Source organism: Streptomyces sp. IBSBF 3136 (genome assembly GCF_036815105.1).
Taxonomy (GTDB): domain Bacteria; phylum Actinomycetota; class Actinomycetes; order Streptomycetales; family Streptomycetaceae; genus Streptomyces.
The window spans coordinates 1-12,726 of the sequence record NZ_JAJSZC010000231.1 but is presented as its reverse complement, the minus strand read 5'-3'; the positions used below and the strand labels follow the sequence as shown (position 1 = coordinate 12,726).

9 protein-coding genes and 1 pseudogene are annotated in these 12,726 nt (G+C 75.6%); 4 read left to right on the top strand and 6 right to left on the bottom strand.

What is annotated here, in order from left to right; translation table 11 throughout:
• Nucleotides 1-1,086 (bottom strand): annotated as a pseudogene (locus tag V7E45_RS33530) (hypothetical protein); the annotation flags it as partial.
• A 95-nt stretch (nt 1,087-1,181) separates the two neighbouring features.
• Here V7E45_RS33530 and V7E45_RS33525 point away from each other — a divergent pair.
• Genes V7E45_RS33525 through V7E45_RS33515 form a run of 3 tightly spaced genes read left to right on the top strand, consistent with a single transcriptional unit; the run spans nt 1,182 to nt 6,234 of the window.
• Nucleotides 1,182-1,598 (top strand): hypothetical protein, encoded by a 417-nt coding sequence (locus V7E45_RS33525; RefSeq protein WP_333778018.1) that lies wholly within the window; start codon nt 1,182-1,184, stop codon nt 1,596-1,598.
• Nucleotides 1,599-1,608: 10 nt separating this feature from the next.
• Nucleotides 1,609-2,487, top strand: a complete 879-nt coding sequence (locus V7E45_RS33520; RefSeq protein ID WP_333778017.1) for a hypothetical protein — start codon at nt 1,609-1,611, stop codon at nt 2,485-2,487.
• 36 nt (nt 2,488-2,523) lie between these two features.
• On the top strand, nt 2,524-6,234 hold the full coding sequence (locus V7E45_RS33515) for a CHAT domain-containing tetratricopeptide repeat protein (RefSeq protein ID WP_333778016.1): 3,711 nt from the start codon (nt 2,524-2,526) through the stop codon (nt 6,232-6,234).
• An 8-nt stretch (nt 6,235-6,242) separates the two neighbouring features.
• Here the strand turns inward: V7E45_RS33515 and V7E45_RS33510 are convergent, their stop codons facing one another.
• The 5 genes from V7E45_RS33510 to V7E45_RS33490 all read right to left on the bottom strand — a co-directional run bounded on the left by V7E45_RS33510 (nt 6,243) and on the right by V7E45_RS33490 (nt 11,101).
• The gene (locus V7E45_RS33510; protein ID WP_333778015.1) at nt 6,243-7,544 is read right to left on the bottom strand and encodes a PP2C family protein-serine/threonine phosphatase; all 1,302 of its coding nucleotides are present in this window, start codon (nt 7,542-7,544) and stop codon (nt 6,243-6,245) included.
• 128 nt (nt 7,545-7,672) lie between these two features.
• Nucleotides 7,673-8,080 (bottom strand): peptide-methionine (R)-S-oxide reductase MsrB, encoded by a 408-nt coding sequence (gene msrB, locus V7E45_RS33505; RefSeq protein WP_333778014.1) that lies wholly within the window; start codon nt 8,078-8,080, stop codon nt 7,673-7,675.
• Nucleotides 8,081-8,094: 14 nt separating this feature from the next.
• Nucleotides 8,095-9,486 (bottom strand): UDP-N-acetylmuramate--L-alanine ligase, encoded by a 1,392-nt coding sequence (gene murC / locus V7E45_RS33500; protein ID WP_333778013.1) that lies wholly within the window; start codon nt 9,484-9,486, stop codon nt 8,095-8,097.
• A 133-nt stretch (nt 9,487-9,619) separates the two neighbouring features.
• Complete coding sequence (locus V7E45_RS33495) at nt 9,620-10,093, bottom strand: indole-3-glycerol phosphate synthase (protein WP_333778012.1); 474 nt, start codon at nt 10,091-10,093, stop codon at nt 9,620-9,622.
• 129 nt (nt 10,094-10,222) lie between these two features.
• A complete protein-coding gene (locus V7E45_RS33490; RefSeq protein ID WP_333778011.1) occupies nt 10,223-11,101 on the bottom strand; it encodes a pyrimidine reductase family protein in 879 nt (292 codons plus the stop codon).
• A gap of 37 nt (nt 11,102-11,138) precedes the next feature.
• Here V7E45_RS33490 and zapE point away from each other — a divergent pair, with 37 nt between their 5' ends.
• Complete coding sequence (gene zapE, locus V7E45_RS33485) at nt 11,139-12,242, top strand: cell division protein ZapE (RefSeq protein WP_333778010.1); 1,104 nt, start codon at nt 11,139-11,141, stop codon at nt 12,240-12,242.
• The last annotated feature ends 484 nt before the right edge of the window (nt 12,243-12,726 follow it).

Below are 12,726 nucleotides of genomic sequence, written 5' to 3'. Positions count from 1 at the left end.
GAGCAGGGTCCAGCGCGGGCGGCGGTCGGCGCCCGCGCCGGACGGGGACTCGATCGCCGTGCGGGTGGCCGCGGAACGCGGCAGGGTCCGCCCGTCCGCGCCGACGTGCAGCCGGAGACCTCCGGGGTCCAGGTGCAGGACGCACCGCCGGCCGAGCAGCCGGTCGACGGCGGCGGCCAGGGGCAGGACGACGGCGGGGGCGGCGACGGCGGCGCCCAGGTACGGCCAGTGCGGCCCGGCGGCCGGGCGGACGGCGCTGTGCCACCCGTATCCCCAGCAGCACAGCAGCCACACGGCCACCGACAACCGGCGGCCCTGGTGCGCGAGGGCGGCGGCGAACGGGGACCGCAGGCGGCCCGGGATCCGGTGCCGGCGGGCCGGCGCCGTGCCGTCAGGTGCGGGTGCCGGGCGGGTGGACCCGCCGACCTCCCCGGGGCCGTCCGGCGGCAGTCCGGTACGGCGCCAGCGTGGTCCGGCGTGCGCCTCCAGTGCCGCGTCGAGGGCGGCCGGGTCGGCGTCCAGCAGGCGCAGGTCGACGGTGAGGCCGCCCCAGTGCCGGTCCCAGCGGGGCGTCGGCTCGACGACGCGGAGGAGGAGTCCGGGCCGGCGCCGGGCGGCCGGGGACGCGGTGCGCACCAGCAGCAGTTCCGGGAAGCGGTGTCCGGTGCACAGCAGGCGGCGGTCGGCGGCCGGGACCACGCCGATGTGGTCGATGCCGGACCAGGGCAGCCGCAGCCGGCGCAGCGGGCCGCGCCAGTGGAGTCCGTCGGCGTCGACGACGAGCGCGGCCGGCGGCAGGGAGGTGAACAGCAGGCGCAGGCAGAGCAGGACGAGGACGGCCGCGCCGAGCACGCTCTCGGCCACCACGGGCGGCGGCGCGCCCACCGCGCGGGCGCTGCCGGCGGACAGGGAGCACACCAGCGCGCCCGCCCCGGCGCCGGCGGCGGCCCACAGCCGGTTCCGCACCGTGCGCAGGTCGCGGCGGAAGACGGCACGGGGCGCGGGTGAGTGCGGCGTGCGCGGGGCGCCGGGCGCGGCGGCCCGTGCGGCGCCCTCCCCGTCCCCGGTGCCGAGCAGGACGTCCACCCGTACCCCCGTCCGCTGTGCCGCTGCCGCGGTCCCCGGTGCTCCTCGGGCCGAACCCGGGATCAAGCGTAGAGGATCCGACTACCATGGGTGATGTGTCGTCACTTGAGGAACGGGATGAGCAAGTCGCCCTGTTGTGCGACCAGTTGCCCCGGCTGCGCCGGATGCACCGGGGTCCGGTGGGGGCGGCGAAGCGGCTGGTGATCGACCGCGCCGTGCGGGCCGCCCGGGACGGTGAGCCGGTCGAGGAGTATCTGTCCGCGCTCGGGCTGCTGCGCGCGCGTACGGCTGCGGGGGCGGGCGAGACGGCCGGCCCGGTCGGCTCGGGTGAGCCGGGTACGGCCCGCTCGGCGCTGCCGACCGCCGTCGCCGACGACGGCCCGCACGCGGTGCGGGGTGAGCACGTCTGCCCGCGCGGGGTCTGCGCCCGCCGTGAACGGCGGCGAGCGGACGCGGAGTTGCCGGTGTGCGAGGTGTTCGACCTGGCCCTGCGCTTCGACGCCGAGAGCTGAGCGGCCCGGCATGCTCACCGGGCTGGTCACCGACATGGGCCGGAGGCTGGCCGAGCGCTGGGCCGCGGCGCTGGTGCTGCCCGGTCTGGTGTTCACCGCGCTGGCGGCGGCCGGCCTGGCGCTCGGCCAACGCCACGCGCTGGACGTCGAGTTGCTGCGGCACCGGCTGGGGGCGCTGACCGCCGGCGGCTCCGGCTCGACCCGGACGGCGGTGCTGCTGCTCGGGGTGCTGGCCGCGTCCTTCGCCGCCGCCCTGTTCGCCGACGCGCTGGCCGGGCCGTACGAGCGTGCGTTGCGGGGCAGTTGGCCCCGGCCGCTGGGGCGGCTCGCGGACCGGCTCACCGAGCGGCGGCGACGCCGGTGGGCGGAGCGCGACGACGCCTGCCGGGGTGCCGAGGGCACGGACGCGCTCGGCGGCCTGGAGGCGGCGCGCAACGAGGTGGCACTGGTCCGGCCCGCCTGTCCGACCTGGTTCGGGGACCGGCTGCGGGCCCCGGCGGTCCGCGTCCGGGGGCAGTACCGGCTGGAACTGGCGGACGCCTGGCCGCGGTTGTGGCTGCTGCTGCCGGACTCGACCCGTGCGCCGCTCACCGAGTCCCGGCAGGCGCTGGACGAGGCGCTGCGCCTGGGCGGCTGGGCGGTGCTGTACCTGCTGCTGGGCGCGGTGTGGTGGCCGGCCGCCGTGGCCGGGGTGGGCGCCGCTCTGGTGGCGTGGCGGCGCGCTCGGGAACGGGCCGACGTGTACGCGGAGTTGGTGGAGTCGGCCGTGGACGTGCATCTGCCGGAACTGTTCGAGCGGTTCGACCCGGAGACCCGTCCGGTGCGGGCGAGCATCGGACCGGCCGTCACCGAGCGGTTCCGCAAGGGGGCCGGTCCCCGGCACAGGTGAGGGTCCGCCGGGACGCGGGCCCAGGAGGTGTGGAGCATGGCGACGGACGCGGCGTGGGAACAGGAGCCGGCCGGTGCGGACCGGCGGGCCGAGCGGGAGCGGCTGCTCGCCGCGGTCCGCACCCGTCTTGACGGGCTCGGCGGCCCCGGCGGCACCACGGCGCTGCACACCGCGGGGGCGCGCGCCGAGACCGACGCCCTGCTGCGGCACCTGGTGGGCACCGGCCCGGACGGCGGCTACGACGTCGACCAGGAGGTGGCCTACACGCTCGGGGTGACGCTGCTGATCCGCGCCGACGACCGGCGCGAGGCGCCCACCGCCGAGCAGGAGGGCCGGTACGGGCTGCTGCTGCTCGCCCCGTTCTACTGCCACCTGCCCGGCACCCCGGACGTGCTGCCGCCGCCGCTGCGCGCGGCGCTGGACGAACTCCTCGGTCCGGAGGGCCGGCGGCCCCAGGAGCCGCGGGCGATCGTCCACGAGCACGCGGCGTCCCTGTCCAACGTGGCGATGCTGCTGCTGGAGCTGGGCATCGTGCTGGGCCGGCCGGAGGCCTGGGAGGCGGCCGTCCGTCTGACCCGGCAGGCCATGCCCTGCCTCGCGCCGGAAGGGCCCGACCGGGCGCTGGCCGGCTGCAACCTCGGCTACGCGCTGCTGCTGGGCGCCGGCGGCGCCGGGGCCGCCCCGGATCGGCTCGCCGAGGCCGTGGACGTCCTGCGCACGGCGCTCGCGGGCACCCCCGGGGACCATCCCAACCGCGCCCGCTGCGCCAACGGTCTCGGTCTCGCGCTGCTGGCCCTGGCGGCCGCGCGCGAGGACCGCGCCCTGCTCGCGGAGTCGGCCGAGTCGCTGCGCACGGCGACCTGGTGCGCCGGTCCCGCCGACGAGAACGTGGCCCAGATGCACTCCGACCTCGGCTACGCCCTGACCGCCTACGCCCTCAGCGCCGGGGCGGGCGAGGAGGTGGGGCCGCAGGTGCGGGAGGAGGCGGTCGGCGCGCTCCGGCGCTCCCTCGATCTCACCCCGGCCGGGGAGACGGAGTCGCTCCGCGACCGCCTCGGCCGGCTCGCCGAGGCCGTCCTGATCGGTGTGGCCCCGGGCGACCGGGCGCGGTCCGTCCCACCGGCCGCCGAGGCCGTCGAGGTGCTGGGCCGGCTGCTCGATCTGACCCCCGGCGGCCACCCCGAGCGGGCGGACGTCCTGCTGCGGCTGGCGGACGCGCTGGTCGCCGCGCGGCGGCCGCAGGAGGCCGTCGACCTGCTCGGCGGGGCCGACGCGGACTTAGCCGGGGACGCCGAGCGGACCGCGCGGGCCGGACGGCTGATGCGCCGGGCGGCGGTGCTGAAGGGCGAGCTGTCCTCCCGCGACAACCTCAGCCCCGAGCAGCGGGCCGACTCCGACGCCATCGACGGACTGATGCGGTCGGCGCTGTCCGGCGAGGGGGACGGCCACCCCATCGCCGCGGTGATGCGCCTGCTGGGCATGGGCGGGCCCGGCGGCGGCAGCCGCGGTCAGGAACTGATGGACTTCGGCACCCTGCTGCTCGGCTATCCCGAGGAGGTCTCGCTCGACGACGTCATGACCAGGGCGGTGGAGATGGAGCTGCGGCGCGTCTCCAGGCTGCCCGAGGACGAGCGCGAGCACGCCCTGGCCGAGCTCATGACGGGTGGCGGCGCCGACCGTGAGCCGCGGCCGCCCGCCCAGCCGGTGGACACCGCCCCGCTCGACGAACTCCAGGAGGTCCACGCGCGGTTGCTGCCCCGGCTGGCGCCGGACTCCCCCGAGTACCGCATGGCGAAGGAGGGGCAGGCCATGCTGGCCCTGGCCCGGGTCATGCACGACCCGGGTCCGGACGAGGAACGGCTCGCCCGGATGCGGGCGTCCCTGCCGCTGCTGCGCGGGATGATCGAGGACCTGCCCGGCCGCATGCGGGAGATGGGTCTGACACCGGAACTCTTGGGCGGCTACACGGCGTTGGCGTACGCCTCCGAGTCGCCCTTCGACCAGTTGCGGTATCTGGAGGGCGGGGTGCGGGCCGCCCGCCGCAGGCTCTCCGGACTGACCCCGGGCACCCCGGAGCACGTCGGGACGCGGACCTCCCTGGCCGTCTCGCTCTTCATCCGGTACGTGCTGTGGTCCGAGGAGGCCGACTTCACCGAGGCGGTGGAGATCGCCCGGGAGCTGACCGCCGCGCCCGATCCGGACCTGCGCACGGTGATGCTGCTGACGCAGTGGACCTTGGCGGTCAACTCACGCCTGCGCAATGTTCAGTTGCTGGACGACGAGGGTCCCGCTCCGGCCGGGCGGCCGGCCGGCCTGATCACCCGGCTGGCCTCGGACCAGGCCGCCAAGGCCCTCGACGGCCGCGACCCGGTGGCGGCCCTGGAGAGCCTGGAGGACGGCCGGGCCCATCTGCTGTCCACCGCGCTCAACGCCCGGCGCGAGCTCTCCGGCTTGCACGGCGCCGACGCCGACCTGCATGCCCGGCTGCGGACCGCGCTGGACCGGCTGCACACCCTGCGCAAGGACGCGGAGCCGGGCCGCTGGCCGAGCGACGAGGAGACGGCCGCCTACCGGACGGCGCAGGAGGACGCGGCCCGGGTGATCACCGAACTCCAGGGGCGCCCGGGCTTCCAGCGGTTCCTCACCCCGCTGCCGCTCGGCCTGGACGACCTGCTGCCCGCGGCCGCCGAAGGGCCCGTGGTCAGTGTCAACGTCCATCCGCGCCGCTGCGACGCGCTCGTGCTCGGCGCCGACGGGCTGCGCACCGTGCGACTGCCCCGCCTGTACGCCTCCGACCTCGTGGCACAGGCCGAGTCGTTCCGGCTGGCCGTCGAGGTGCTGACCGCGGGACCGCGCGACCCCCTGCACGAGGAGGCGCGGGAGGTGTTCACCGGCACGCTGGCCTGGCTGTGGGACGTCCTGGCCGAACCGGTCCTGGACTCCCTGGGGCTGACCGGGCCGCCCGGTCCCGGTGCGCCCTGGCCGCGCCTGTGGTGGTCGCCGTCCGGCGTGCTCAACTCCTTCCCGCTGCACGCCGCCGGGCACCACGGCCCCGGCGGCCCGGCGGTCCTCGACCGGGTCGCCTCCTCCTACACGCCGACGCTGCGCGCCCTGCTGTACAGCAGGGCCCGCCGGCGCGCCGACCCGGGGCGGCGCCGGGTGCTCGCGGTGGCCATGCCGCAGACGGCCGGGCAGGCGCCGCTGGCCCGGACGGTCGCCGAGGCCACCGCGGCGGTCGCGGCGGGCGGCGGCACCCCGCTGATCGGACCGGCCGCCACCCGGGAGGCGGTGCGCTCGGCGGTGCTCGACGCGGCCGTGGTGCACTTCGCCTGCCACGCGGACGGCGACCCCGAGGACACGGCCGCCGGCCGGCTGCTGCTCGCCGACGGCGACCTGCTCATCGGGGACATCGCCGATCTGCGGCTGGAGTCGGCCGAGCTGGCGTACCTGTCGGCCTGCGGGACGGCCCGGGGCAGCGCGGACCCCGCCCTCGTGGACGAGGTGATCCACCTGGCCTCGGCCTTCCAGCTGGCCGGTTACACCCAGTCGGTGGCCACCCTGTGGGAGGTCGGGGACGCGTTCGCCGCCGAGGCGGCGGCCGCCTTCCACCGCGCCCTGGCCCCCGCCCTGCCGGACCCCGGCCCACTACCGGCCGCCCTCGCCCTCCACGACACGGTACGAGCGCTGCGCACGGCCGCCCCGGACCACCCCTGGACCTGGGCGGCACTGGTCCACGCGGGCGCCTGAGCGGGGGCTCAACTTCCCGTCGGCTCCGCGCCCTCCTCCGCCGGTGGGTGCCCGCGGCGCGGGTGCGGCCGGGCGGCGAGGACGGCCACGTCGTCCTCCGCGTGGCGGGCGTCGAGGCGGCCGAGGATGGTGTCGAGGATGAGGTCGACGCTGTCGCCGGGGGTGAAGCGGAGGGCGGCCAGCCGGGCCAGGGAGCTGTCGATGTCCTCGCCGCGGCGTTCCACGAGGCCGTCGGTGAACAGCACCAGGGTCTGGCCGGGGGCCAGCTCGTGGGTGGCGGACTCGTAGCCGCCGAAGCCGGTGCCGAGCGGCGGCCCGACCGGGACCCCGAGCAGGGCAGCCCGGCCGTCCCCGTCGATGAGCAGGGGCGGCAGGTGGCCGGCGCTGGCCAGCGTGAGCCGGCCCCGGCCGGGGTCGGCCCGCGCGAGCAGACAGGTGGCCGGTCTGCGCCCGCCCTCGGTGGCGGCGACGTCGTCCAGCTGCCGCAGGACGCGGTGCGGGGGCAGGTCGGCGGAGGCGATGTAGCGCAGCGCGGAGCGGTAGGAGCTCATGTCGACGGCGGCCTCCAGGCCGTGGCCCATCACGTCGCCGACGACGAGCAGGGTGCGGCCGAAGTGGAGCCGTACGGTCTCGCACCAGTCGCCGCCGACCAGTACCCGGCTGCTGCCGGACGGCAGGTAGCGGATGGCGACGTGCAGGTTCGGGTGCGGTCGGCCGGGTTCCGCCAGGAGGGCGCGTTGCAGGTCACCGGCGGTGCGGTCGACCAGCGCGTGGGAACGGGCGTGGCGGATGTGGGAGGCGGCGCGTTCGGCGAGGAGGGCGAGCCGTTCGGCCTCCGCCCGGGTGAAGGGCCTGCCGCGCCGGGCCGCGACCAGGACGCCGTACCGGTCGGTTCCGCTGGTCAGGGGTGCGCACAGGACGGCGTGGCCGGGGGTGCCGGGCGGCCGGCCGGTCCACGGCCGGGGCCGCCCGCCGGTCGCCGGTGGCTCCGCCTCGCGGGCGGCGGCCGTGACCCAGCGGGCGTCGGGCAGCGCGTCCGTGCTCCCGGCGGCCGCCTCGTACCCGGCGGGGGTGCGCTCGCTCAGCCGCAGGACCGCGGCCGCGCCACCGGCCAGCCGTACGGCGGCCCGGGTCAGCTCGGCGCAGGTCGTGCCCTCGTCGAGGGTGGTGCCGATGCCGTCGGCGAGAGCGCGCAGCGTCTCCAGGCGTGCCGCTTCGTCCTGCGACCCGCCCGCCCCGGGCGGCCTGCGGCGGCCGGCTGACGGCGGGGACCCGGCGCGGGCATGGATCCAGCGTGCGACACCCCTCACCTCCACAGAATCTCAAACAGGAGCGAGCCGGGCACCAGCCACGGTGTCCCGGGAGCCCCGGAGGTCCCGGAGGTCCCGGAGGTCCCGGAGGTTTCAGGAACCCCGGGGGTTCCTCAGCCGCGGAGGTGTCAGGCCTCTTCGGGTTCGAGCCGCAGCGAGATGCTGTTGATGCAGTACCGCTGGTCGGTGGGGGTGGGGTAGCCCTCCCCCGCGAAGACATGGCCGAGGTGGGAGCCGCAGCGGGAGCAGCGGACCTCCGTGCGGACCATGCCGTGGGAGCGGTCCTCGATCAGTTCGACCGCGTCGGTGTCCTTCGGGTCGTAGAAGGACGGCCAGCCGCAGTGCGACTCGAACTTGGTGGTGGAGGTGAACAGTTCGGCACCGCAGGCGCGACAGGAGTAGACGCCCTTGGTCTTGGTGTCGGTGTACTCACCGGTGAAGGCGGGCTCGGTGCCGGCCTGGCGCAGTACCGCGTACTCCGCCGGGGTCAGCTCCGCGCGCCATTCCTCGTCCGGCTTCTCGACGTCGTACGACATGAGCCTCAGCCCCTTCACTGCTGCGACAGGCGGTCCAGGATCCGCGGGCCCAGGTCGGTCACGTCGCCCGCGCCCATGGTGAGAACGAGATCACCGGGCTTCGCCATTCCCGCGATCACCGCCGGGATCTCCGCCTTGTCGTGCACGGCCGTGACGTCGGCCCCCGCGGCGCGCGCCGCCTCGATGATGAGTTCGCTGGTCACCCCGGGGATCGGGTCCTCGCGGGCCGGGTAGATGTCGAGCACCACCGAGGCGTCGGCGAGGGTGAGCGACCGGCCCATCTCCTTGCCCAGCTCCTGGGTGCGGGAGAACAGGTGCGGCTGGAAGACGACCAGGATCCGGGCCTCGCCCGCGGCGGACCGCATGGCCTCCAGGTCGGCGGTCATCTCGGTGGGGTGGTGGGCGTAGGAGTCGATGACCTGGACCCCGGCGGCCTCGCCCTTGAGCTGGAGGCGCCGCTTGACGCCGGTGTAGGCGGCCAGCGCGGGCGCCAGCTCCGCGGCCGGGACGCCGAGGGCGGCACCGGCGGCGAGCGCGGCGACGGCGTTGAGGGCGTAGTGCCGGCCGGGCACGGAGACCCCGAAGGTCAGCTCCTGGCCGTCCAGCAGCACGGTGACCCGGCTCCTGAGTCCCTCCGGCACGATGGCCAGGACGCGTACGTCGGCGTCGTCGGCCTCGCCGTAGGTCACGGTCCGCACCGAGTCCGGCAGCCGCCGGGTCAGTTCCCGCGCGCCGTCGTGGTCGGCGGAGATCACCAGGGTGCCGCCGGGCACGATCTTCCCGGCGAAGGTCTCGAAGGACTCGTAGATCTCGTCCATCGAGGCGTAGTTGGCGTGATGGTCAAGCTCGACGTTGAGGACGATGGCGACCTGCGGCGCGTACTTGTGGAAGCTGCGGTCGGACTCGTCGGCCTCGGCGACGAAGATGTCGCCCTCGCCGTGCAGCGCGTTCGAACCGGGAGCGTCGAGGTCGCCGCCGATGGCGTACGACGGGTGCAGGCCCAGCTCGGTGAGGGAGACGGCCAGCATCGAGGTGGTGGTGGTCTTGCCGTGCGTGCCCGCCACGGCGATCGGCCGCAGGCCCTCCATCAGGGCGGCCAGCGCGTCGGACCGGTGGACCACCGGGATCCCCAGCTCGGCGGCGCGGACCAGTTCCGGGTTGTCCTGGCGGATCGCGGACGACACCACGACGCAGCTCGCGTCGTCGGCGAGGTGCCCGGCGGCGTGTCCGATGTGCACGGTGGCGCCGAGCGCCCGCAGCGCCTCGGCGGTCGCGGACTCCTTGGCGTCGCTGCCCGCGACCTTCGCCCCGCGCTGGGCCAGGATCTTGGCGATCCCCGACATTCCGGCGCCGCCGATGCCGATGAAGTGCGGTCGGTCCATGGCGGTGGGAAGTCCGGGTGCCATGCAGGTCTCCATAGGGTCCGGTACGAGCGGGGGCAGCCCCGTCCGGTACGAGCGGGGGCAGCCCTAGCCTATGCGGTGCCGTACCGGGCGCCCCGCAACGGGCGGGCGGAGCCCCGCGCCGGGTCGCGGCCCGCTACGCCTTGCTGTGCGAGAACAGCTTCAGCACCGGCACGCCCACCTTGTGCCGGGCCCGGGAGGCCCAGTCCCGGTGGAAGAACTCCTCCACGTAGTGCGGATCGGTCAGCACGATGACCTCGTCGGCCCGCACCTCGGCGACCAGGCCCTTCAGGGCGTCCAGCGGATGGTCCTCGACCAGCCGGCCCTCGGCCGCGCTCCCGGCGGCCCGCAGTGCCGTCAGGGAGACGTCGAGCGCCTGCCGTCCCACGCTCTTGGCCTCCTCGCCCTCCGGGGTCTCGCCCTCGCGGCGGGCCTCGTCCAGTTCGCCGAGCGCGATGTCGTCGATGGCCCGCAGCAGCCGGTCGGCCTGGTCGCCGCGCGGCTGGAGCAGGACGTGGAAGGCGACGGGCTCCTCACCGTGCAGGGTGGTGACGAACTCCACGTCGGCGGACGTCAGGGCCTTCTCGATCATCAGAACGCTTGTGAACACCAGACGCCTCTCTCCTCCGTGGGCCCGGGTCAGGCCCTGCGGAAACCATCCTGCCCCGTGATCGCACGGGTAGTGCCGGACCTAGTGTGCCCGCCCGGAAGCTAAACGGAACGACTGATTCCGCTCATGTCAGGACCGGTGGTAACGACTGAACAGAAAACCGTCCTCTTCCAGCAAGGACACCAGTTCGAAGCGGCGCGGGACCGTGACGGACGGCCCCCCGGCGATGCGCTGCGCGTCTCCCGCGGTCAGCATCGGTGAGACGGTCAGGCACAGCTCGTCGAGCACCTCGGCGGCCACCAGCTGACCGAGCAGCCGGGGCCCGCCCTCGGTGAGCAGCCGGGTGTGCCCGAGCTCGACGAGGGCGCGCACCGCGCGCGCGGGGTCGACGCCCATCCCTTCCCCGGCGACGACCACCCGCGCCCCCGCCTTCTCGGCCGCCGCGACCCGCTCGGGGGCCGCGGCGGCGCCGGTCAGCAGCAGGGTGGGCACCAGGGGCGAGGTGAACAGCGGGAGGGAGAAGTCCAGCTCCAGGCCGGCGGTGACGATCGCGATCGCGGGGGCCGGGCCCTGCCCCGCGGCCGTCCGGGCCCCGGCGAACTCCGCACGCGCGCGTGCGGGGCGGTACCCCTCCTGCCGTACCGTTTCCGCACCCACCACGATCACGTCGGCGAGCGCCCGCAGCGTGCCGAAGATCCGCATGTCGGCCGCACTGGAGATGGGCTGGGAGTGCCCGTCGTGCTGGGCCGCGCCGTCGAGGGACGAGACCATGTTGGCCCGCAGCCACGGCCGCGGGACACCGGCGTCGGTACGCGGCTCCGGGTAGGCGTAGGCGGCCGCCAGCTCGGCGAGGCTCCAGTCGCGGCTCGCCCCCGCGTCGGCACCGGTGGGGCCGCCGGGCGCCGCGGCCTCGTCCGCACCGGCCGCCGCGCTCGCCTCCCGACCCCCCGGACCCCCGCCGGGGGCCTGGGCTGCTGTTTCGTAGGTCACAGGGAACAGGCGTCGCATGTCGTGCAGTGTGACACGGCGCTTAGCATGGGTGACCGTGTCGTCCTCCTCCACCGCCCCCGGTCCCGGCCCCCTGCCCGACGCGGGCCCACTGTCGCTGTGCGCCCGTGAGCCGCACGTGCCCGCGGACCGGCTGGTCGCCGAGATGGTGCCGCCGCCGCGTTTCGACTCGGTCCGCTTCGCCACGTACCTCCCGGACCCGAACCAGCCCAGCCAGACCGAGGCCGTGACGGTCCTCGAGAGCTTCGCGGCCGGACTCGGCGGGGCGCACGCCGTCGGCGGCGGCCGGCGCGGCCTCTTCGGCTTCGGCCGGTCCAAGGCGCCGAAGACGCCGGCCGGCCCCCGGGGCGTCTACCTGGACGGCGGCTACGGCGTCGGCAAGACCCACCTGCTCGCCTCGTTGTGGCACGCCACCCCGGCCGAGCCCGCGCTCAAGGCGTTCGGCACCTTCGTGGAGCTGACCAACCTGGTCGGCGCGCTGGGCTTCCAGAAGACCGTGCAGACCCTCGGCGGCCACCGCCTGCTCTGCATCGACGAGTTCGAGCTGGACGACCCGGGCGACACCGTGCTCGTCTCCACCCTGCTCGGCAAGCTGGTCGAGGCGGGCGTGGCGCTCGCCGCCACCTCCAACACGCTGCCCGGCAAGCTCGGCGAGGGCCGGTTCGCGGCCGCCGACTTCCTGCGCGAGATCCAGGGCCTGTCCGCCCACTTCCGCGCGCTGCGCATCGACGGCGAGGACTACCGCCACCGCGGTCTGCCCGAGGCTCCGGCGCCGTTCACCGACGAAGAGGTGACCAAGGCGGCGTACTCCACCCCGGGCACCTCGCTGGACGACTTCCCGCACCTGCTCGAACACCTCGCCAAGGTGCACCCGAGCCGGTACGGCGCCCTGACCGACGGGCTGAGGGCGGTGTGCCTCACCGATGTGCGGCCGGTGCCCGACCAGTCGACGGCGCTGCGGCTGGTGGTGCTGGCGGACCGCCTGTACGACCGCGAGGTGCCGGTGCTCGCCTCGGGACTGCCGTTCGACCGGCTGTTCAGCGAGGAGATGCTGAAGGGCGGCTACCGCAAGAAGTACTTCCGCGCGATATCGCGGCTCACCGCCCTCGCCCGGGACGCGAAGGGGCTCGTCGACCAGTAGTACAAGAACTGGTTCACGCCACCCGACCGGCTTTTTTCACGCTCTCTTCCGCGCGTATCGCCCCGTTGACCCTGCAAAGGACTTTGCAGGGTTAACGTGTTTCTTGACCAACCATTGACCAGTGCTTGGTGCGCGTGAAAGGTGTGAACTGCCGGGAGGAGGGTGCATGTTCCGAGGCAGGACGGCCCGGACCCTGCTTTTCCTCCTCACCGCCAGCCTGATCGCCCTGCCGCTGTTCGCGATCGACGGAACCTTCGCACCCGCGCACACCCTCAGTGAGGCGAGGGCCAAGGCCGGAGCGGCGTCCTTCGCGGAACAGGTGTGCAAGCCGGGCCACGCGCCCGCGGGCGTCCCGCACACCCACGACCGACGGCACGGCCGCACCTGCGGCCCGGCGCCGGAACGCCCGCTCATACCCCGGCGGGGGGGGGCCCCCCCCCCCCCCCGCCCCCCCCCGCGGCCCCCCCCCCCCCCCCCACACAAA